This window comes from Thermosyntropha tengcongensis, assembly GCF_055381335.1.
Genome location: NZ_AP042437.1, coordinates 1,348,353 through 1,370,882 on the forward strand (window position 1 = coordinate 1,348,353; position 22,530 = coordinate 1,370,882).

The window sequence follows — 22,530 nt, forward strand, 5'->3', positions numbered from 1 at the left end:
ATTTTTAGGAATTAAACATTTTGTCTGCTGATTCATTAATTACTTCTTTATTTTTAGCCAGAATTTTCATTAGATTGTTATATAGCTTTATTTTATCTTTTTTATCTTCGTAAGTATTTTCAATTAAGTTGTATATTCGCATTGTAAACCTGTATTCTTCTAGCTGTTCCTTTTCCTTTTTCCGGCCTAACTCATATGAACGTTTGGCTTCAAATTTGTTTATTTCTTCAAAATAATTTTTAATATTAATATCTGACATTTAAAGTATACCTCCTTATTTAAAATTATTAATTTTTACTACACTAACCATTTTAAGTATATATGTTTTATTAATATACATTTCTAAACATATTTACCACCTCCTTTAAATTTGTTACATATATTTTTGTTTTAAATATTTGTTTTTCTCTAAATGAAATAAACTGATTGTTTTTAGGGTTATTTCTAAAAAAAATAATATAATATTTTTTTATTAGATCAGATAAATAAATTTTATGATATATTTATAAAAAATCCTGGAAAGCATTGTATATGTTTTTTATCAGACTGGCAGCAGGGGAGTATTTTTATGCTGGCTTTCACCGCTGCGGAAGACGGAAGTCAGGCTTATCGGGACCTGGGCAGGTGCAAATGATAAAGGGCTCATGGATGTCTATACATTTAACCCGGATGGAACCTCTTATTACTACCAGATAAGCCTGGCTGTTCTGGAAGCTTCTGCTTCCAGGCCTTCGCAAGGGGTATTTTATATTGATAAAAAATTTTTATCTTTTTATCGGGGTCTGCTGCCTTTAAAATTAGATTCCTGAGCAAAGATATATTGATGTGGGAAAACTTGCCGAAAAATTGTTATATTGCCTTAAATCACATAAAGCCGCAGAATGCAGAAAACTTTATAAAAGATGAAAAAAGGCTTCCAATTTGGAAGCTGAAAAAGAAGCCAGGATAGAAAAGGATAATAAGCTCTCAAACCAGGATGGAACAAAAGATTTAAAAACCAGAGTTCTTAATGCCTATTATCCTTTTGATATGGACAGGAGACAGCTGGTTAATGGCTGCTGCCGGTATGTAGAGCCAGATACCTCAACAGGGATATTGTGCGAGAATGTTTTGATAGCAGAAGCTGAAGAAGTTATGAGTTTTGAGGATATTAATAACGACGGGTTTAAAATTAAATGGAGCAAATTTTACTTAATCCACCATGAATAAAACTGTTTTTCAAAACAAGCAGCTAGGTAAAAATAATTGCCTGTTTCAAAGCCATAACAGACTGCAATCAGTAAAAAAATTACCAGTTGCCGCCTTAGCCTTATATTATAAATACTTAAATATCCCCTGAAAGGTCGCATTGGCCCCTTATTAATGTAAAAAATCTGTCTAAATCTAATACTCTTTAAAAATTACATAAAATTAGCCTGCTGAAAGGATAAGTCTATTAAGCAACCTGTATCGAAATGTCTCTATCCCTGTTAAGTTCATAAGAATCAGCAGGGATATGGTATCCTAAGCTTCCATGTATTCTCCAGTTGTTATAATACTCTATATACTGGCTGATAATTTCATACGCTTCCCTGAAATTTAAAAATTCATTACAGGCACAGCATTCTTCTTCCAAAATAGAATGAAATGCTTCTATATGGGCATTTATATCAGGGGTTTTTACAGGTATTCTCTCATGAATCAGCTTTAATTCCTGACATGTTTTTCAAAGCTTGCTGCCATAAACTGCGGCCCATTGCCAGTCCTTATTACTGGCCTATTGCTTCCCGGCAATAAACCTCTCCTGGGCAGGGCATTTTTAAGCAAACGGCTGACGTCTGAAGCAGTTGCGTTTAATCCCGGGTGATAATCTACAATCATGCGTTCAAAAACATCTATTATCGATACCAGATAGAAAAATTTTTGGGCTTCCTGTAAGTAACCGTATTTTATATCTATTTCCCATAATTGATTAGAACCAGTAATCTCTTGCTTTCTGGCTAACTTCCCTGGCTTTTTGGGATATATTTTTCTCTGGGGTTTTAGAATGCCAGGCTCCCTGCTCAACCTGTAAGTCTTCTTATGGTTTATCACTATGCCATATTGCTCCCTTAGCACTGCGTTTATTTTTCTATATCCACCGGGAAAACCATCACCGGAGATTATAAAGATTATTTTTTCTTTTATTTCTTCATCGCTTATTTTTTCACCAGCCTTATTTAGGGAATACTCCGGTTTTTGACGGCCCCTTTTTTCGGGATTAGTTCCTATATCTAAAGTTGTTTTTTCAGTTTTCTTTATATAAGCATAATAGGTGGATGAGGTTATTTAGGCAGAGTTAAGGACTTTACAGGTTTTATATCCTTTTTCTATCCACCTTCTGGCTATATTAACTCTGCCTTCACCTCAGGTTTTTGGTATTAGCCAACTCTTTTAAAATAGCAAGTTCTAATTCTTTAGCAGTAATCTTTTTAGCCTGTCGTTTTCAATGCTTACTTGTTGAAGCTGCTTTTCCAGGATTTTATTTCTATCCTTTTCGCCTCTGGGTAAGGTTTTCATAGACCCGGTTTTGCAATATTTTTTACTCCAGGAATGAATAGTGTTGGATGAAATATTATAGCGCCGGGCTACAATAGCTACATTGCCTGTTTCCTGATATTCTTTAATGATTTGTTCTTTTAACTCATCACTGTACTGCTTTTTACCGCTCATTAATAATCTACCCCCATTTAACTTAAAGGTTATCATAATTAGACAGATTTTCTCCAAAGGTTTTAGGGGGCTAAATAGACAGTACCTCTATAAACTTTATAAAAACATAAACAAGTAAAAAAATTAAATAATTTCTTATACATAAATAGCCTAAAAAAATACGATTATTTCTTAAAAGATTATAATATTCATTTATTTCAATAGCTTTAGCATATTTTGATTTCTGTTTTCTCTTACTAAAAGAATCAATATCATCATCGACTAAATATATTACATTTTTATTCATTAAAACATCAAAAGTTTTAATTGCACCAAAAATCATATAGGACATCATAAGAATAACAACCATCATTTTAAAAAGCCACCATATCGTACATTCAAAATTGCTAACATCCTGGAATTCTGAAGAAAAAATAGATAGAGCTGTTGTCAATAATGTAAAAATCACAACATTAGTTTTTGCCTTTTCTTCTAAAATTTTTTTTGTTTCAAAGCTCTTTTCGTATCTTTCTTTTATCTTTTTTAAAGAGATTCTCCTTATATTTCCTAAAAAATTTAATTCCAAATCGTAAAAAGATTCTTCATCAGTTTTTTTAATTATTTCCAATTTTTTTAATATTTTGCCATTAAAATGTTTATCCCAAAAAAAAAAGAAATAAAGATGCAAAAAACGCCAACACACTATTCATCACATATTTTATTTTTGTTGTAAAATTTTTTAAAGATTTTAAAAACCACAAACTCATTTGTTAATCAAAACCTCCACAATCTTTTCATCTATATCAAATCCATTAATTTCTTTTAACCAAGCCCACTCTCCTGTAGGATTCAACTCTAAAAAATAATACTCGTTATCTACTAGCGCCAAATCTATTGCTCCATAAATAAGTCCCATCATTTTAACCATCTCAATACACTTATCTTTTATTTCATCTGGTAAATCACACTCTACAAAATTTACACTATCTTTTTCTTTTCTCCAATCGCCTTCTATCGGCATACCATTTTTAACTATTTTCACGGAATAAACATTTTCATTTATAACTGTAACTCTAATATCAATTTTCGGTCTTAAAAAACTCTGCAAAACTATAGGCGCCATATCCAAATTATAATATTTTAATTTATTTCCATTTATCATGTTTGTATATAAAAAAGCTTCCTTATCAATGTATTTCAAAAAAAGAGTATCAATAGATTTAAGAGCATATACTCTATCATCTCTTATTCGTTCACATAAATGATTAACAACAAAAGTCTCTGGTATTTTAAACCCTATTTTTTTGGCATATTTTAGCTGCAACATCTTGTTCTCAGCTTTATATGTTGCTACAGGATTATTTATCCAAATGGCATCTTCATAATATATTAAATTTTTTATAAATGCCATCCATTGAGTTTTAGATATTTGCTCCTCCACAGAAGCATTTAAAAAGTTTCTCAAAAAAACAGGAGCTCTATAATAAACTCCCTTAATTTTTTCATCTATTATGTATTCTTCTTCATCAATAATTATAAATAATCTCATTTCATTGCTAATATCCCAAAATATCTTATACAAAGCTAGTTCATCCCTGTTAACTCTCAAATAATTTTTCGTAAAATTTCGTAAAGCCACACAAACTATATCAGAAGTAAAATCTTCTTTCCTAGATATAATCAAATAATCCACATGCCTACTCACCTTTTAAATCTTCCCCCGTTTCAATATCTGCTTTTTTAGTTCGAGGTTTTGAAAAATTAGGATCAAAAATACATGGATTACCTTCTTTATCAACCCAATATCCTTTGATTCTGTCATAACCATATTCTAGATTAAAATCCCCATTATTAATCTCAGGTAAATCATATTCAAAAATCATATCCAAAAAAATATGTTTCATAAATACACCCTCCCATAAAAAATTATTCGCCTGATTATTGTGAAATTAACAGGTATAGAGACATTTTGATATCTATTGTTTAATAAGTCTATTTTTCAGTTTTCAGTTTATCAGGATTTTTTCAATATTATCCCTGATTAACCTGTAATCTTTCTTCGTATCATAAAAATATTTTGCTACTACCTGCATAAGCTCAAAATCTTCTTCATCATCTATGTCCAGTATACCACTATCAACCATTTCAACAATGTCGCAAGTTCCATCAAAAATTCCTTTTTTACTCCTCAAAAAACCTGGCAAATATCCATACATTGAGGCATTCATGTCAAAAACAGCAGGTGCTTCCTGCCGGGCATTAAAATTAGAGTTGATTACCCTTCCATAATATCCATTATCTAATTTTTTAACCATGTTAAAATAAGGGTTTCTTCTTGCTTTAGTAACGCTAAAAACCACATCCGCATGCGAATTTCTTCTTTTTTCGATTAAATTTTCTAAATCCTGTAATGTTCTAAGAGGAGAAGTAAAATCCAAATCAACTATATAGTCATACTCTTTTTTCCTGGCATCAGCCATTAAATAATAACTATCTCTAATTACTTCGATTTTAGGTACATTATCGCCAGCCAAACTTAATTTTCTTTCGATAAAGTCAATTTTAATTTTTATATTGTTCTTGATAATATCAATTAATTGAATAGAATCTGTATTCAAAACTATATCAATATCTACATCTAAATTTTTTCTGGCATATAAATCTATTACTGAAATAGTATAAAAAGGTAAGGGGTAACCTACAAAACTTAATAAATTTTTATTTTTTAACCCTTTAGAACCTTTTCTGGCACACAATGTAAACAAAATCTTCATTTTGCATTACCTTCCAAAGCAATTTTCAAAACCTTTACTGCATTATAAATAGAATTCATGTTTTCTTTCTTACCTTCCAGCACATCAAAAAAATATTTCAATTCTTTCAAATAAAAATCATCTTTAGTTTCCGAAAAAGAGATGGTCTTTCCCTCTTTCAAAAAGTCTATTTTCCCATTGATTATATCCGCTGTTATAGTTTCCTCTTCTGTCAATACATCTATTTGCCTCAAAGCCTTTCTACCAAAATAATCCAGGTGAATTTCCAGCAACATGTTATCATATTCAGCCAAATATACTGCCAGATCATCACTGTCAATTTCCAAATGAGAGTATTTCCCTCTCATACAACTTACATGTTTGGGATAGCCAAATAAATAACATGCATAATCCCATTCGTGTATTAAATCTAATACAACTCCTCCACCTTTGTCACGGTATGAACTGTAAATTTTACGATAATCTACATTTGGTCTCCAATCAGGCAAATAACTGGAACATATAATTCGCACACTATATATTTTTTCCCTTCCTACTATACTATTTTTCAAATATTCTATAATACTGCTATATCTTAAAGGGCAAGCTACATAATAAACAGAATTTTCTTTTAAGTTCAATTCATCAAGAGACAATCCACAATCGTGGAAAACTGGCTTTTCAATAAACATATGTTTAGTCTTGGATGAAAATTTTTTTATAGTATCATAGTGTAAAAAAGTAGGATTAGTGATAAAAATAACATCATAATAATCATCTGCAAAATTATCATCATAAAAATAAATATTATTAACCAACCTTAAATAATCGCTTTCAATATCATCATATCTTCTCTGACTGCGTATCAAATCAATAGAAAAAGACATCTGGTTTTCCCGGGCTATTTTCCCCAGGTTTATCAAGTGTCTTTTACCAATGGATCCCAGGCCTACTATAGCAATTTTATAGTTTTTCATACACTCTTCCCTCTATCTTATCCATAAGATTTATAACTTCTCTTTCCTTGTTTATATCATATTTTACAAGTTCTTTTTTGCCTGCCACTGCCTCAAAAAAAATCTCTATTTCCCTCATATAAGCATTTTCAACTATAAATTCAGAATATCCTTTATTTCTGTCAATAACAGGGTAAACATTCAATAATTTTTCTTTCCCTTCGGTAAAATCATATAATCTTAATCCTTCAGGTTTTCCATCCCAGCTCAAATATAATTCTTCTCCAAATACTTCTAAATTTCTGACTGCTTTTCTGGATACAAGATCAATCTCTAATAATCCCTTATTACCTGTTCTATGTTTGATAAATATAAAAAAATTATCATTGTATTCTATATCTAAACCGCTCATCTTATCGGAGAAGACATTCCAAAAATCTATTTCCCCAAAAACCTCAATAATCCAGGGAAACTCTATTGCCATAATTTCGCGACATGCATTGGTGCGCCGGTCAGCGACAAAAAAATCCTTGTAGTCTTCCCACGGATGCCAGTCAGGTAAATACTGGCCTACATGATAAATATAATTTACCGGTTTAGTTAAATTCACTACATATTCATTTATGATCTCTATATCTTTCCTATAAAGCAAAGTAGAAGAAGCAAACAGGACACATTTTTTCGCTTCTGCCAATTTAATATTTTTGTGGTAAAATTCATCAGCAATCAGGTTAAGCTCGCTGAAAACATGTATACCCTTATTTAAACACTTATTTATTATCCTGCCATGCGACAAAGGAGAAGTACATATAAAAGCAGCTTTTATGTCAAATTTATCCAAAACATCTTCCAATGAGGAAAAAACCATTATATTATACTCTTCCTGACAAAAAATTCTTCTATCTTCTCTTAAATCTACGCCAATTATATCCACCTCATCAGCATATTTTTGTTTAAGAAGCCTGATTCGACGTTTTCCCATGGAACCTAATCCGACAACAAGTACCCGCAATTAAACTTATTCCTCCTTAGCCAAAAATATCATAAAACTTCTTTTTTAAGTCTATCTTCCTGTTAATCAAAAAATCTTTTATTATCCCAGCAACTTTATCCGATGTTCTGCCATCTCCGTAAGGGTTGGTCACTTTTTTGGCCTTTTCTCTAAATTCCTGGCTTAAAGCAATATCAACAGCCCTTCTTATATCTCCTTCTTCAGGTTTACAGCTGATAACGCTTGCCGCCTGCATCCTACCTTTTTGCCTATCCCCTATGTTGACCGTCGGTATGCCCAAACTGGGTGCTTCTATCAAGCCGCTTGAAGAATTTCCTATTACTGCTGCGCAATACTTAAGCGCGCTCAGATAGTTAACATTCCCCAAAGAATCAAAAACTTTTACATTAGCGTTTTCTCGGGCAAACTGGTCAATTATCTGGTTTATAATCCTCCCGCCTTCATCAGCATTAGCTTTGGTGAATATGAAATTTATATCTTTATATTCCCTGCATACATTAAGCAAGGCTCTTATCTGCTTCTCAGCTGTCTGCTCCTCTAAAGTAACCGGGTGAAAGGTAACTACCGCATACGGTTTATCAAGGGAAAAGCCTAAAACTTTTTCCAGTTCTTCCTTACTAAGAAGCCTGGTATTAAGAACATTCTCTATCCCGATGGCTCCCACGCAAAAAACACGTTCCGGTGATTCTCCCAGCTGGATTACTCTTCTCCGATAAGCTTCAGTACTTGTAAAATGCAAATAACTCAATTTGGTTATCGCATGACGAATAGCATCATCCAAAGCACCTTCTGTAACTTCTCCTCCATATAAATGAGCTATGGGAATCCGCTGATTGAAAGCTGCAATAGCTACCGCGAGGGTTTCATATCTATCCCCCAGCAGTATAAGCAAATCTGGTTTTTTGCGCATAAAATAGTCAGCAAAACCTATTAAAGCCAGTCCCATAGCTTTGGTAACTGATACAGCAGTATCCCCGCTCAACAATATCTCAATTTTTTCATCAATCTCTATCCCATCTTTTTCTATTTCCCGGTAAGTTAACCCAAATTCCGAAGCAAGATGGGCTCCTGTTGCCACAACATCCACATTAAATTCCGGTTCCGTTTTCAGTTTCTTTATTACAGGTTTTAGTAGCCCGTATTCTGCCCGGCTGGCTGTTACTACACATATATTTTTTCTCATATTTCAATCAGCTCATCTTCTGCAAAATCTCTTTTGGCTGCCTTACCCAAAACTTCAAACCATTTCATGGGACTTATTCCGCTGCCCGGCCTTTTTACAGTTATATTTTCTTCCGTAAATATTTCTCCTTTTTTTATACTCCTTTTGGCCACAATACTTTTGCGTGCTGCATGAAGGTTTTTTATTTCAGAAGGAGAGGGTTTTTTTACCCCATCTCCTAAAGCTTTTTCTATATTCCTTATTGCCTGCACCATTTTTCCCAGTTCCTCCGGCTCCAAACTTGCTTTGTGATCTGGCCCGGGAAGGTTTTTATCAAGAGTAAAATGTTTCTCTATTACTGTTGCTCCCAGAGCTGCAGCTGCCACCGGCACTTCTATCCCCAGAGTATGGTCTGAATATCCTACAGGGAGTTTGAATATCTCCTGCATGGTCACCATCGCTTTAAGGTTTACATCTTCATAAGGGGTAGGATATTCAGTATTGCAGTGCAGTAAAGTTATATCTTCAATGCCGCCGGTTTTCAGCACATCAACTGCTGCTTCTATTTCTTCTATCGTACTCATGCCGGTAGAGAGTATTACCGGTTTTTTGTATCTGGCTATTCTCAGCAAATATGGTAAATTGGTGATCTCCCCGGAAGGTATTTTCCATCTGGCAAGCCCCAGGCCTGCCAGGAAATCTATGCTTTCCAGATCAAAAGGAGTTGATAGAAAATCTATTTTTTTCTGCTGGCAATAGCTATGAAGTTCTTTAAATTCACCGAAAGATAATTCCAGCTTTTTTATCATTTCCAGCTGGGTTTCATTCCCTGCACTGTTTTTATACTGATAGTCAGCTTTTCTCGCATTCCTGGATACAACTTTTTCCGCAATAAAGGTCTGAAATTTTATGCAATCTGCTCCCGCTTTTTTGGCCTCATCAACCATTTTCCTGGCCAGTTCAATATCTCCATTGTGATTAACTCCTGCTTCAGCAATTATATAAACCTTCAACAGGCTTTACCTCCCTGCAAGGAACCCCGTAAGCCACTACTCTGTCTCCTATGTTTTTTACAACAACGCTTCCCATGCCAATAATGCAGTTATCACCTATTTTCAACTGCTGTTTTACAGTGCTATTAGCCCCTATATGAGTAAACCTTCCCACCTGAACTCCACCACACAAAACAGCGCCTGGGGCAATATGGACAAATTCTTCTATCACACAGTCATGTTCTACAATTGCCCCTGTGTTTATGATAACACCTTTTTTAATTACTGCACCTGCATTTATTACAGCATGTTTGCCGATAAAAACCCCTTTGTCTATAAAAGCGTTTCTGCTCACTACTGCAGAAGGATCTATAATATTGGGTATTATAAATCCCGTTTTTTCCAGTAAATTGAAAAGAGATATTTTAAGCTTCAATTTATCTCCCAATGTCACAAAGGCATACTCATAACCTTGCCTGAAAAAATAGGGGATATCATCATCGCATCCAATTATAGAAACCCCCATAATATCTTTGCCAATATTTTCTTTTATGTCTATTATGCCTATTTGCGAAAATTCCTGGCTGTCAAGAAGGCTATCCAGTACCGAATTGCAGTGCCCGCCACCGCCAATCAGTAAAATTTTTTTATTCTTCATAACCTAATTTTCTCCTCATTTTTTCCAGTTCGTCAAATTGTCCCATATCAAGCCAGCTGTTTTCACTTATGGGATAGATGCCAATTTTTCTTCCCTGTTTTAAATATTTTTTTATAACTTCCGGAAAGTCAACAGATTTATTATATTCCATTTTTTCTATGACCTCCGGCTCTATTATATACATTCCCGTATTAACCAAAAATGAATTTTCCGGCTTTTCTCTTATATTTACCAGTTGGCCCTTTTCATCTATATCAATAACTCCGTAAGGTATCTTCAGGTTTTTAAGCGAGCAGACCATGGTTATCAAGTTTTTTTCGTTCTTATGGTGTTCGTAAATCTTATAATAGTCTTCCTCAATCAAGATATCACAGTTGGACATTATAAATGTAGAATTTATCTGGCCTTTTAATAAGCTTAGCCCTCCCCCTGTGCCCAGCGGCTTTTCTTCTTCAATATAAAAAATTTCAAAATCCTTTTTCATTTCATTAAAATAAGCTTTTATCATGTTTTTTTTGTAGTTGATTATAAGATAAAAACTGCGGCAGCCACAATCTACAAACCGGTTTATTATATGTTCGGTAATAGGTATTTCCCCTACTGGAATTAAAGGTTTTGGCAATATTCTGGTATAGGGATAAAGCCTGGTGCCCAGACCTCCTGCCATTATGACCACCGGCACATCCAGTTGTTTTTTGGTTCCTATCTCTTCATCGGTCCACAATACTATGGATATGATTTCATTATTTTCATTAAGGATAGGTACCGCCTCTATGGAGTTTTCCCTCAAGAACTTGCCCGCCCGGTTTTTTTCGTGTTCTCTTAAATATTTGGGATTGTAGTTGGCTATATCTTTTACTTTAGCCCCCAAATCCCCTTTTTTTAAAATCCACCTTCTTATATCCCCATCTGTCAGGGTGGCAACTAATCTGCCCTCTCTTACCACCAGCAAAACTTTTCGGGCTACCCTGTCTAAAAGCTGCATCGCCTCAAGCATCGAACTTTCTTCTTCTATCATAAAGTCTTTTATGTTTATCTCTTCCAAACCCAATAACCCTCCCGTTCAGGGATAAATCAGCAAGTTTTTGGCGATTCGAACTATATGATAATTTATAATTTCACTTAATCTAAATATTGTATATATCTGCCTTGTATCTCATAAGATTATGCCTGAACCATTCTATAGTCTCATCAAGCCCCTCTTCCAGAGTATATCCGGGCTGCCAGCCGGTGAGCCTTTTTATTTTTTCATTGGATCCCAAAAGCCGGTTAACTTCGCTTTTTTCCGGCCTTATCCTTTCTTCATCACAAACTATCCTGGCTTCAGGATTAATTTTGTTGATAAGCATCTCCGCCAGCTGGCCTATGGAAACTTCGGTTTGAGTCGCTATATTTATTTCTTCTCCGATGGTTTTTTCCGCTTCAGCTACTGCTATAAAGCCATTTACCGTATCCTTGACATAGTTAAAGTCCCTGGTAGGGCTAAGAGAGCCAAGTTTTATCTCTCTTTTCCCTGCAAGAAGCTGTACTATTATGGCAGGTATGATAGCTCTGGCTGATTGACGGGGGCCATAAGTGTTAAAAGGCCTAACAATAGTTACCGGCAGGTCAAAGCTGCGGTAAAAAGCTTCCGCCAGTCTGTCCGCCCCTATCTTGCTTGCCGAATAAGGGGATTGTCCCTGATAAGGATGCCTTTCATCAATAGGCACATACTGTGCTGTCCCATACACTTCGGAAGTGGACGTAATTAAAACCCGGGAAGTTTTTAAGTCCCTGGCTGCCTGCAGCACATTTAGAGTTCCCTTTATATTGGTGTCAACATAGCAGTCAGGTGAATGATAGCTGAAGGGAATAGAAATCAAGGCTGCCAGATGAAAAACTGCATCTACATCCCGCATAGCCTGCCGTACTCCACCTGGATCCCTTATATCACCGGCAACTACTTCTATTTTTTTCAAAACATCCTGCGGGAAGGTGTCAAGCCATCCCCAGGAATTGAATGAATTGTACAATACAAAAGCTTTTACCCTGTATCCTCTTCCTGCAAGCTCTTCTACCAGATGGCTTCCTATAAAGCCATCTGCTCCCGTTACCAGGATTTTAGAAAACATGTCTGATTCCACCTTATAAGCTTAATCTATACTGCCGACAGGTTTTTTCAATACCCATCTACCCATTGCGTCTTTTTCAAATATCTCCCGATTATAGAATTTCTCAACAATACTCCAGAATTCACTGCGTGAATAGCCTACAAAAGAGCAAAAGTCATCTATTATTTTCTGGTCAAGGTCATGGTCATGCTTTTTCACCAGCTCAATAGCTTCATCTCTGCTTATTAGCCCATATCTTATAAACCTAGAAGCATAATCAGTAGCTACTGAGTGCCCAAATTTAGGATATTTTAGCCATGGATGTATCAAATATCCAATACTATCAACCTGGTCAAAATCTTCGATATGATTAGTCCTTCTCCATTCTCCTTTTAAATCTTTAAAGCCTCTGCTTTTAGCAAAAAGATAGTTTTTATAACTGTTCCACTCTACAAAATAACTCAGATATATAGGCTCCAGGCTTTCCATTTCCTCTGGTTCAGGCGCTTTTAATAAGACCAGGTCCTTCATTGATACCTCTTCATCTATAAGCTCTTCCCACGGTATATCTGAAGCTACCCCATTATAAATCTGCTTTCTAGCTGAATAAGTTTCTTCATCATCAACACCGCCATATTCGTAACTTACATTTTCACCATAAACTACTAAAGGAATATTGAATTTTAAAGCAATATGAAGAGGATAGGTGTATATTAAACGGTCAATAAACCAGGTGGGTTTGCCATATTTTTCAAAAGTTTTTCTCATTATCTTTTTCTGCACTTTTATATTTGGTTTTAATGAGATTATATCGCATCCAAATTCTTCAGAAATGTTTTTTAAGTTGCTTTTACCAGCCTCAGTCATAGTCATATTATCTTCAACGGTAACCAGCAAAGGATGCATGCCCATTTTCTCTTTCATGACATGTACCTGAAAATGACTATCTTTCCCTCCGCTAACCGCTATGATACAATCATATTCACCATTTTTTGAACGGTATCTATCACATAGTTTCTTTAATTCTTCAAACCTTTTTTCATAGTTAACATACTTTTTCTTTTCATGGTGCCTGCAAGCACTACAAACCCCTTCATCATCAAATACTATACCTGGACGCGTATCAGGCATCACGCATTTGCGGCAGTATTTCATATTAAATCCTCCTTCCTTTAAATTAACAAAATAAATTTTTATGAGCATTATCCAATCTTTCAATACATATCCCGATAATATCATGCATAACCGCAAACCACTTGATATGATAGAGGAGTTGAGCAGCCACCAGTTTTTCCCCTTCATAATAATCAGGCATTTCGTTTATATCAATATGAAATTTTATATGATAGGACTGGATTATATGCATAAGGAAAAGCTGCATAGTCGGCTGCAGCGAAAATATTTGCATTTTTCTTTCCATAACCTTTCTGTAAACTTCCGCCAAATCTTCCCTCGCAAATAATCCTGTTTCCCCCTCACCTTCCAGAACTTCTGCCAGCTCGGCTTCCTTGCTGCGCAAAAGGTTAAAAGCTTCTCTGGCATATTCCATCATCTGTTCCAGGTGTTCCCTGGCTTCTTCTATCCTGGCCCTGACTTTCCGCAAATCTTCCTCTATATTATCAGCCGTAAAGGAAGCCAGGCTCTCTCTTATAATCTGCAGGGGATAAAAATCTTCGTTTATATATTTCTCTATTGCCTGGCTGAAAGGCATACATACAGTCCCTTTTATATAAGCCCCTCCTTCAGTGCTGTTTATGCAGATGCCTTTGTATTCAGCTATATCCACTTCATACCCCAGCCGGAATTCGTTCCAGGTGCGGTTGGTAAGTATGGGCTGCCCGTCATTTCCCATTACATAAAACTTGTCAGCATCCACAAAATAAGATTGTTCATCTCCATAAAGAGTTCCAGCTGCATGGGTTTTGCCGTCCCGGCTGTAAGCCAGATCCTGCCCGATAAGGATTATAGGGTTGCAGCCCAAAGCTTCCGCCACTTTAAAAGCCATATTGCCAGCTGAATGCTTTATGGGCAGAATCCCCCTTTCTACATTAAGCCACCGGAAATGGTCAAAATTCCTGTAAACTATAATACGGGGACCCGGATATACTTCATACATCCTCGGCTGCACCACCGGGCAGGCTGCCAGATACACATTTTCCACTTCTTTTTCGGTAAAACCTTCCAACAAACCAACGGTTTCTTCTTCCCGCTCCAAAGAAGTGACAATATGCGGTTTTATCCCCATATCCAGAAGTATCCTCAGCGAAGCATCAGCAGCTATGATGAGGGCCCTGTTCTCCAAGCCTTTCAGCAGATGCTTGTTTTTATTGAGAGAAGGTCCTGTTGCCACTACCACAGCCGGTCTATCCTTGAATTTATCATAGAGCAGGTTGATGCCGGGGTTTCTTACAATCTCATTTACATTTGCCAGCATGTTCTCAACCCCGATAAGGGAATCATGGGGAGAATTGCCGTAAAAGCTCAATACATAAAGCGTACTCTCCTTCAGGGCAGAGATAACTTTCATGTAGTATTCCCTGTGTAGCCTGAAGGAAGAAAGGTGGTAAACCGGCTTCATGGCTTTTATATAAAATATGTTATTAGGCTCATGCAATATTTTCTCAATAGTGGTAAAAAGCTTATCCTCCTCTACTCCCACCAGCAGTTTTATATTTTTATCGTACATCATGGGGACATAGTTGAACATGGCAAGGGCTGTTTTAAAAAGCTCCATATCCCTTTCCACGATTATAATCCTCTGGGTTCCCAGCTTTTCCGCCATATTTCTGGCAAAATAGTCCACTTCATATCCCAAACCGAAGCCCAGAAAAACAGCTATCTTGGCATTCTTCAAATTCAGTTCCTGAAGCTGTTTTTCGACATCCTCCAGGGGATTTTCATAATCGTAGTAATAAAAACCGCCTTTTCTGCAATATACATTTACATACCTTTTTTTACCGGTCGCTGATATTTCAAAATCCCTGCCCAGCGGAACATTTTCCAGCCGGGCCGCTATTTCCGGATACCTGTCCCACAATGCCTGCATATTGACTTTCAGGATTTTATTGGCTTCCTGCACTTTTTTCAACATATTAACCACCTTTTTTAAAATTCATATTTATTATATCGCATGGTAGCCCTTTTTCTTTAGCCCAAAAACAAAAATAACCTTGCCATTTACAAAAAAAGCCGCCCTTCTGAATAAGGACGGCTTTTGCAAATATTCCTTAAGCTATCTGAGAAGCTGGAGTACAGTCTGGGGAGCCTGGTTCGCCTGCGCCAGCATAGCGGTCGCTGCCTGCTGGAGTATGTTGTTGCGCGTGAAGTTCATCATTTCTTTTGCCATATCAAGGTCTCTTATTCTGGACTCGGCAGCCTGCAGGTTTTCAGCAGAAGTATCCAGGTTCTTGATGGTGTGTTCCAGTCGGTTCTGAACAGCCCCCAGTTTGGACCTTTCGGCAGATACTTTCTCAATAGCGTTGTTGATGATAGTTATGGCACCTGCCGCTTTGGTATGGGTCGATACATCAAGGGCATACTCAACCTCTACATTGTCAGTACCATTGGTAACCGTCTTGGTAGATACAAAAGCGCTGCCCGCAGTTGCGCTGGAAATGCCCAGGGCCAAAGACCTCATATCGGAAATCTCCAGCACCATGGCCTGTTTCTCATTGGCTCCTACCTGGAATTTAAGGGAGTTATCATTATAACTCAATACATTGGTAGTAGTTCCCAGGCTTGTTAAGCTGAAATTACCAATGGCACTTATGGCACCGCCAGTGGAACCAATTTTTACATCAAAACTGATTCCATGGGCAGAAAAGCTGTAAGTAGTTCCTAGAGCAGTTACAAGCTTATAATCCTCATGGATTACCGTTGCTGAAGATGTATCCGTGCTATTTAGCAATTTGACAGTTATTCCAGAAGATGTAGCTTCTACCCAAACACTGCGTATATTTTTGTTATCAGCAGTTTGAGCCACAGTTATTCCACTGCTAATAGTAACCTGCCCGCTAGCATTACTGCTCCAGTCGTTTAAAGTGGAAATAGTTCCTGTACCAGTCACATTAACCGTTATAGTAGCTCCATTAGATATAGTGCTGAAATCAGCAGCAGAAATACTAAAGGAAACTCCATGGTTGTTATAAACATAATTTCCATTGCTGTCAGCAGTTACAGTATCCACAGCTGAAAAAGATGCGCCAGAAGTAGCAGTAGCATCCAATTTCACTGTCAAGCCGGTAGAAGTTTTTTCTATCACAATAGTATCGCCTGCACTGTCAACTGCAGAAGAAAAATCTCCGTTACTTACTGTTATCTGTTTCAAGGCATTCATAAGTTTAGAATCGCCACTTACACCAGTAGCATATAAAACAGTCCGGGAACCAGCATTTAAAACTTCCTCCGTAGAGGCTACCTGCTTGGTCAAAGTCCCGTTGAGAAGCTTCATGGTGTTGAATTCGGTAGTGTTGCCTATACGGTTGATTTCCGAGGTAAGCTGGTTAATCTCCTTCTGGATTTCCGCACGGTCTACAGCCACATTGGTGTCGTTGGCTGCCTGAACCGCCAGCTCTCTCATTCTCTGCAGTATGGCGTGGGTTTCGTTAAGGGCTCCTTCAGCTATCTGAATAAGGGAAATAGCATCCTGGGAGTTCTTGGAGGCCATATTGAGACCCCTTATCTGGGCTCTCATCTTTTCAGAGATAGCCAGCCCTGCTGCGTCATCCCCTGCCCGGTTAATCCGGAAGCCGGAAGAGAGCTTTTCGATGGATTTCTGGGATGCCAGGTTGTTGAGTGAAAGCTGACGATGGGTGTTCATCGCCATAAGGTTGTGGTTAATTATCATTAAGATTCCCTCCTTTGAAATTTTTAGCGAACTTCCCTTTTCGCCTTTTTTAAACCTGCAATTCCCGGGATACTGCAAGGTTTAATCAAGCCTTTCTGGCTTCTGGGTATATTATCGGAAAGAAGGGGAGAAACTTTAGGGGTTTTTGAAAAAATTCTTAAAAAGCTGAAGAAAAACAAAAAGCGGAGTTTTCCAGGAAACCCCGCTCTCTCACTCTTTTTATGGTGGGTCGTACAGGATTCGAACCTGTGACTTCTTCCGCGTCAAGGAAGCACTCTCCCGCTGAGTTAACGACCCATGCTTGCTATAATGTTTTCGCTTATCATTATATACGCTTCAGGGGGTAAAATCAAGAGGGGTAAGACGAAGGGGGGCACAAGGAGAAACTTTTCACATTAAAACAGCCACCAGGGTTTTTTCCCCTCAATGGCTGCCTTTTTACTCGCTGTCTTCGGTTTCATCCTCATCGATATGCTCAAGGCCGATTTCCCTCAAGATTTCATCAATGAGCCTGTAGTCCATTCTTCATCCCTCCTCCCATGACTTCATTATATTCACTCTAACCCCATTGTATGTCATGGATGTAAATTTAACATTAACTGGAGGTAAGAAATGAACTTATAACCTGTTAAAGCCCCGGCTCCATAAGTTAGTCTAACAAGTTATGATTATTATTATATAATTCCCGCGCGTTTTTTTCAATAGGCTGCAGCACAGGAATTTCCGCGCTATTTTCGCCAGCTGCCCCCAGCTCTTTAAACCTGCGCGCTGAAACCAGCACCCGGCTTTCAAAAGAGCCTATCATGCCGTTGAAGGATGCTACTGCGTCATCAAGGGCCCTGCCCAGTTTTTTCATATGGCCGGTCATGGTATAGAGCCTTTCATAAAGCTCTTTTCCCAGCCTGCTTATTTCCTGGGCATTTCTGGCTATCCTTTCCTGCCGCCAGCCGTAGGCAACTGCCCTCAGGAGGGCAATCAGGGTGGTGGGGGTAGCCAGGATAACCTGCCTCTGCGCCCCGTACTCAATCAAACCGGGGTCAGCCTGCAGAGCAGCACTGAAAAAGGCTTCCCCGGGGATAAAGAGGACTACAAATTCCGGGCTTTCCGCGATTTCCGCATAATACTCCTTGCTGCTCAGCTGGTTTATGTGGTTTTTTATGTGCCTAGCATGAAGCTGCAGTTTACTGGCCCTTTCCTCTTCCGTACCAGCTTCCACGGCTTCCAGGTAAGCTTCCAGTGGGGTCTTGCAGTCTACCACCACTTTGCGCCCGTTGGGAAGCAGGATGAGCATATCAGGCCTTAACCTTCCCTTTTCCGAATCCAGGGCTTCCTGTTCGGCAAAATCGCAGTATTCCAGCATCCCTGCCAGTTCAACCACCCTTTTCAGCTGAATCTCTCCCCATCTTCCCCTTACCTGCGGTCTCCTCAGGGCATTTACCAGGCTGGAGGTCTCTTCCTGCAGCCTGGCCTGGGTTTCGGCCATCATCTTCACCTGTTCCATAAGGCCGGCATAGGCACCGCTTCTTTCCTTTTCCAGCAGGCTTATCTTTTCATCCACCTTGTCCAGAGCTTCTTTAAGTGGGGATACCAGCTCCCTTATGCTGTTCTGCCTCATCTCCAGGTCAGCTCTGGCCCCTTCCTGGTATTTTTCGAGGACACTCCTTGCCAGCTCCAGGAAAGACAGGTTGTTGCTCTTCAAGGCTTCCGCGGACAAAGCCTTGAAGGCATCGGAAAGCCTGGCCTGCGCCTCTTCCAGGAGCTTCATTTTCTCACCAAAGCCGCGGCTTTCTTCTTCCAGCCTGACCTTGAGCCCTGCGTTCTCCGTTTTCAACAAGGTATTTTCTTCCCTGAGGCTCCTGATTTCGCCATCCCGCAGGCTCAGCTCCGATTTAAGGCTTAAAACCTGCTCTTCCCATCTCCTTCCCCTTTCCCTTTCCTGCCCCAGCCTCCCTTTGAGGTACAGGCAGCCGGCAAGAAAGCCAGCCGCTGCGCCTGCCAGGACAGGAAAAAGGCTTGCCGCTTCAAAGGTCACCTTTTCATCCTCCCTTCCTCCGGGAAACACAGGCATTTTAAAACACAGCCCGCGCATTTCCCGCTTTTTGCCGTGTAAAAGCCATGTTCCGGCTTAAGTTCCGCAGGCAGGGTGCCTCCGGTTTCTTCTATTTCCCCGCTCTTTAGGTAAAATATAAGGGTATTTATTTTCCTTCCCGGCAGGATTTTCTCCGCTGCCCTCCTGTAGGCAGCAAGCTGCAGCCCATATTCCTCCCGCTTCTGGCCGGTCTTTAAATCCACGATATACACTTCATCATCCCTTATGCCCAGCCCGTCTATAATGCCGTTGAGGTACAGGGATTCGCCAATCTTCAGTATAAAGGGAACCTCCCGGCAGTAATGGCTGTTTTCCCTTATATCCGCCATCTTCCTGCTGGCCAGGTAAACCTCAAAAAGCCCCAGGGCCTCTTCTTTTTCCGTATCGGAGATATCCCGGTAGTTTTTGAGTATCTGTTCGGCTTTCTGCCGGCTGTCAGATTTTTCGGCCAGATAATGCACGATGCGCCCGAGGCCGGCTGAGGAAAGCCCTTCTTTTTCCCGCTTGAGGCTTGCAATATTCACTTTTTCCCCGTAAGTCATATAGGCACTCAACGGGCAGTGGCTGTATTCCGCAAGGAAAGTGGGGGAAACCCGCCTGAGGGTTAAACTGATTTTTTCCTTATCCCTAAAGGGGTTTTTCTCCTTATGCGGCAGGCTATCCGGGATAAATGAAACAGGAAGCGCCTGCTTCTTTTCCGGTATGTCAATCATGCTGCCCACCACAAAACGGCAGAAGGGGTTTGCAAGCGTACAGGTCCCGGGAATCCCGTAGGCCATGAGCAGCAAATCAAGCCAGCTGCGCGGTTCGCTGTCTGCAGGCTTTATCTTCAGATTCCCGCTTTCATCAAAACCGGCCAGTCCGGTCAGGATAAGCAGGTCCCGGGAGCGGGTCAGGGCTACATAAAGCAGCCTTTTGTATTCGGAAATATTCTCTCGCCTTTCATCCTGTTCCGCCCGCCCCCGCCTGCTGGCTTTTCTTTCCTCCCGGCTGCTTTCCCCGGAGCCCATTCTCATAAAGACCCCGTCCTTATCCCGCACCAGTATGTTCCGACGGATGTCTTCCTCATTAAACTCCCTTTCCAGCTCGGGGACGATGACTACCGGAAATTCAAGGCCTTTAGACTGGTGAATGGTCATGAGCTTTACCCGGTTCTCCGCCTCTTTGTCGATGCTGGCCTGCTTTTCCTTAATCTCCCGGTTTCGCGCCTCATCTATATAGGCCAGGAAATCCCTGAGGCTGTTTATGCCCTTTTCTTCCAGGCTGAAGGCTATCCCGGCCAGCTTGCTTATGTTGGCCGCCTTCTGCTCCGGTTCCGAATAGGCAAGGGGTATAAAGGCCCCCCGGGTTTCTTCCCACAAAAACCTTATGAGCTCCGAAGGGGCAAGCCGGTTTTTCAGGCCTTCTGCCCTGGAGATGATATTTTCCGCCCATCTTACCTTTTCTTTTTCCCTCTCGCTTACCAAAAGCCCTTCCGCTTTTTTAAGGCTTTCCCGCAGGTTATCCCCTTCTTTTTTCAAAAGCCACAGGGTCTCGTTTTCCACCTGGAAGAAAAAAGAGCGCAGCGCCCCCGCCAGAGCGATTTCATCCCCACTATCCTGCACCGCTTTCAAGAGTTCCAGCATGGCCGCCACTTCTTCGGCCGTAAAAAAGTCCCGGCTTCCTATTACATAGCAGGGGATGCCGTAGTCCTTAAAAATGCGGCTGAATATGTGCATATTGGCTGTAGTCCGGAAGAGCAGGGCTATATCGCCATAGGTTATGACTCTTCCTTTTCCCGCCTTTTCATCAGGGATAAGGAATTTTTCATTGAAAGCCATTTCCTGAATAACCGCCGCCGCAAGATAGGCCTGCACTTCCTGCCTTTTCATCTTCTGTTCATCATAGCCGCCTACCAGATAGGCAGTGCTTTTCGGGGCTGAATCGCTGATGCGCTCCGGCACCAGGGGCTCAAAAGGTATCGCTTCGCCGGACATTACCTTCCCAAAAAAATGGTTTATGAATTCGATTATGGGGGACAGGGTGCGGTAGTTGCGGTTGAGCCCCACTATTTCCCCGGCTTTTTCTATCTTTTTTCCGGTTTCCCCGAAAAGCTCCACTTTGGCCCCCCGAAAGCGGTAGATAGACTGCTTGGGGTCCCCTACCGTAAATATATTCCCTTTAAAATCACGGCTCAAAAGCCTGAATATTTCCACCTGCCGGTAGTTGGTGTCCTGGAATTCGTCCACCATTATGTACTGGAACTGCTGCTGGTATTTCTCCAGTAAATCAGGATTATCCTGAAGCATGGCCAGGGTCCTGGCTTCCAGGTCATCAAAATCAAGAAGGTTAAGCCTTTTTTTCTCCTCTTCTATCCGCTCTCTTATTTCAACAGCCAGCGGAAGAAAAGCCTCTTCAAGCAGGGAGAAATATTTTAGTTCCCCCACCGCAGCCTTAAGGCTGGTAAGGATGTCCTTAAATTTTCTTATACTTTCCCCTGCGCCTCCCTGGGCCTTAAGCTCATATCCCTCCATTTTTTCCAGTATTTTATAGGTTTCAGGATTATAGGAAGGATTTTCCCTCAGGCTTTCCAGCCAGGGAAGGTAAGCCGGAAAATCCGCAAGCAGCCTCTCGATTTTTTCCCGGTTGGCCCCTTTATTGAGCGTCAGGCTAACCCCTTCCAGCTCACAGACGCTCGCTTCCAGCTCTTTAAGAAGCTCTGAAATCCGGTTTTGCACTTCCAGGCAGGCATTTCCGGTTTTCTTAACCAGTTCCTCTATTTTAAGGCCCCGGCTGGCTGTTATCTGCAAAAAATCATAGAGGTCAGAAAAAAGCGCTTTCAGGCCGAAAATCTTTATATATTCCCTAAGGTAAGGCCCGTCTTTTTCCAGGTGTTCATAGACTATGCTGCGGATAGCCTCCATTTTAAGCTTGTAGGCTTCCACTTCATCCAGCAGCTGAAAATAAGGGTCAATGCCGGCTTTCAGCGGGTTTTCCCGCAGAAGCCTCGCGCATATGCTGTGGATGGTGCCGATAAAAGCAAAAGCCAGTTCTTCTTCCAGATAGCTTCTGGCCTCATATTTCAGGCTTTTGTCCTCCGCTATCCTCTTTCTTATCCGGTCTACCATCTCTCCAGCCGCCCTGCGGGTAAAGGTAACCGCCAGTATATTCCCCATCCTTACCCCCTGCCTGATAAGCCGGTAGTACCTTTCCACCAGCACCCTGGTCTTGCCGGAGCCAGCCCCTGCGGAAACCTGCAGGGGAATATGCATATTGTCAAGGATATACTGCTGTTCTTCATTAAATTCCAGGTCCATCCTGTC

General features: G+C 39.9%; 19 protein-coding genes, 1 tRNA gene and 1 pseudogene. 2 read left to right on the forward strand and 19 right to left on the reverse strand.

Going from position 1 to position 22,530, the window contains the following annotated elements; all coding sequences use genetic code 11:
* Positions 1-4: 4 nt before the first annotated feature.
* The gene (locus ACZ42E_RS06395; protein WP_464891523.1) at positions 5-259 is read right to left on the reverse strand and encodes a hypothetical protein; all 255 of its coding nucleotides are present in this window, start codon (positions 257-259) and stop codon (positions 5-7) included.
* Between the two features lie 385 nt (positions 260-644).
* On the opposite strand from ACZ42E_RS06395, the gene ACZ42E_RS06400 reads away from it, so the two are divergent.
* The gene (locus ACZ42E_RS06400) at positions 645-809 is read left to right on the forward strand and encodes a hypothetical protein (RefSeq protein WP_464891524.1); all 165 of its coding nucleotides are present in this window, start codon (positions 645-647) and stop codon (positions 807-809) included.
* Between the two features lie 112 nt (positions 810-921).
* Positions 922-1,209 carry a hypothetical protein gene (locus ACZ42E_RS06405; protein WP_464891525.1) on the forward strand — a complete coding sequence of 96 codons (288 nt, stop codon included), beginning with the start codon at positions 922-924 and terminating at the stop codon, positions 1,207-1,209.
* Positions 1,210-1,435: 226 nt separating this feature from the next.
* Here the strand turns inward: ACZ42E_RS06405 and ACZ42E_RS06410 are convergent.
* The 18 genes and pseudogenes from ACZ42E_RS06410 to ACZ42E_RS06495 form a co-directional block, all read right to left on the reverse strand.
* A pseudogene (locus ACZ42E_RS06410) lies at positions 1,436-2,691 on the reverse strand (IS3 family transposase).
* 70 nt (positions 2,692-2,761) lie between these two features.
* The gene (locus ACZ42E_RS06415; protein ID WP_464891526.1) at positions 2,762-3,298 is read right to left on the reverse strand and encodes a hypothetical protein; all 537 of its coding nucleotides are present in this window, start codon (positions 3,296-3,298) and stop codon (positions 2,762-2,764) included.
* 135 nt (positions 3,299-3,433) lie between these two features.
* Positions 3,434-4,363, reverse strand: coding sequence for a hypothetical protein (locus ACZ42E_RS06420; RefSeq protein WP_464891527.1), 930 nt, complete (start codon positions 4,361-4,363; stop codon positions 3,434-3,436).
* A 4-nt stretch (positions 4,364-4,367) separates the two neighbouring features.
* Positions 4,368-4,574 carry a hypothetical protein gene (locus ACZ42E_RS06425; RefSeq protein ID WP_464891528.1) on the reverse strand — a complete coding sequence of 69 codons (207 nt, stop codon included), beginning with the start codon at positions 4,572-4,574 and terminating at the stop codon, positions 4,368-4,370.
* A gap of 102 nt (positions 4,575-4,676) precedes the next feature.
* Positions 4,677-5,444 (reverse strand): acylneuraminate cytidylyltransferase family protein, encoded by a 768-nt coding sequence (locus tag ACZ42E_RS06430; protein ID WP_464891529.1) that lies wholly within the window; start codon positions 5,442-5,444, stop codon positions 4,677-4,679.
* Positions 5,441-6,400: a Gfo/Idh/MocA family protein gene (locus tag ACZ42E_RS06435; protein WP_464891530.1), complete on the reverse strand. Its 960-nt coding sequence runs from the start codon at positions 6,398-6,400 to the stop codon at positions 5,441-5,443. The genes ACZ42E_RS06430 and ACZ42E_RS06435 overlap by 4 nt, the downstream gene beginning before the upstream one ends.
* Complete coding sequence (locus ACZ42E_RS06440) at positions 6,387-7,391, reverse strand: Gfo/Idh/MocA family protein (protein WP_464891531.1); 1,005 nt, start codon at positions 7,389-7,391, stop codon at positions 6,387-6,389. Before ACZ42E_RS06440 ends, ACZ42E_RS06435 begins: the two co-directional genes overlap by 14 nt.
* A 16-nt stretch (positions 7,392-7,407) precedes the next feature.
* Positions 7,408-8,574 carry a UDP-N-acetylglucosamine 2-epimerase gene (neuC, locus tag ACZ42E_RS06445; RefSeq protein WP_464891532.1) on the reverse strand — a complete coding sequence of 389 codons (1,167 nt, stop codon included), beginning with the start codon at positions 8,572-8,574 and terminating at the stop codon, positions 7,408-7,410.
* Positions 8,571-9,569, reverse strand: a complete 999-nt coding sequence (neuB, locus tag ACZ42E_RS06450) for an N-acetylneuraminate synthase (protein ID WP_464893500.1) — start codon at positions 9,567-9,569, stop codon at positions 8,571-8,573. The genes neuC and neuB overlap by 4 nt, the downstream gene beginning before the upstream one ends.
* Positions 9,544-10,203 carry an acetyltransferase gene (locus ACZ42E_RS06455; protein WP_464891533.1) on the reverse strand — a complete coding sequence of 220 codons (660 nt, stop codon included), beginning with the start codon at positions 10,201-10,203 and terminating at the stop codon, positions 9,544-9,546. Before ACZ42E_RS06455 ends, neuB begins: the two co-directional genes overlap by 26 nt.
* Positions 10,193-11,248, reverse strand: coding sequence for a sugar phosphate nucleotidyltransferase (locus ACZ42E_RS06460; RefSeq protein WP_464891534.1), 1,056 nt, complete (start codon positions 11,246-11,248; stop codon positions 10,193-10,195). Before ACZ42E_RS06460 ends, ACZ42E_RS06455 begins: the two co-directional genes overlap by 11 nt.
* 82 nt (positions 11,249-11,330) lie before the next feature.
* Positions 11,331-12,314, reverse strand: a complete 984-nt coding sequence (locus ACZ42E_RS06465; protein ID WP_464891535.1) for an NAD-dependent 4,6-dehydratase LegB — start codon at positions 12,312-12,314, stop codon at positions 11,331-11,333.
* 21 nt (positions 12,315-12,335) lie between these two features.
* Positions 12,336-13,496 carry an N-acetyl sugar amidotransferase gene (locus ACZ42E_RS06470; protein ID WP_464893501.1) on the reverse strand — a complete coding sequence of 387 codons (1,161 nt, stop codon included), beginning with the start codon at positions 13,494-13,496 and terminating at the stop codon, positions 12,336-12,338.
* A complete protein-coding gene (locus tag ACZ42E_RS06475; RefSeq protein ID WP_464891536.1) occupies positions 13,471-15,384 on the reverse strand; it encodes a motility associated factor glycosyltransferase family protein in 1,914 nt (637 codons plus the stop codon). Before ACZ42E_RS06475 ends, ACZ42E_RS06470 begins: the two co-directional genes overlap by 26 nt.
* 141 nt (positions 15,385-15,525) lie before the next feature.
* Positions 15,526-17,139, reverse strand: a complete 1,614-nt coding sequence (locus ACZ42E_RS06480) for a flagellin N-terminal helical domain-containing protein (protein ID WP_464891537.1) — start codon at positions 17,137-17,139, stop codon at positions 15,526-15,528.
* A gap of 222 nt (positions 17,140-17,361) precedes the next feature.
* Positions 17,362-17,436, reverse strand: a tRNA-Val gene (locus ACZ42E_RS06485).
* 352 nt (positions 17,437-17,788) lie between these two features.
* Positions 17,789-19,171 carry a DNA recombination protein RmuC gene (locus ACZ42E_RS06490; protein WP_464891538.1) on the reverse strand — a complete coding sequence of 461 codons (1,383 nt, stop codon included), beginning with the start codon at positions 19,169-19,171 and terminating at the stop codon, positions 17,789-17,791.
* Positions 19,168-22,524, reverse strand: a complete 3,357-nt coding sequence (locus ACZ42E_RS06495; RefSeq protein ID WP_464891539.1) for a UvrD-helicase domain-containing protein — start codon at positions 22,522-22,524, stop codon at positions 19,168-19,170. The genes ACZ42E_RS06490 and ACZ42E_RS06495 overlap by 4 nt, the downstream gene beginning before the upstream one ends.
* Positions 22,525-22,530 lie beyond the last annotated feature (6 nt).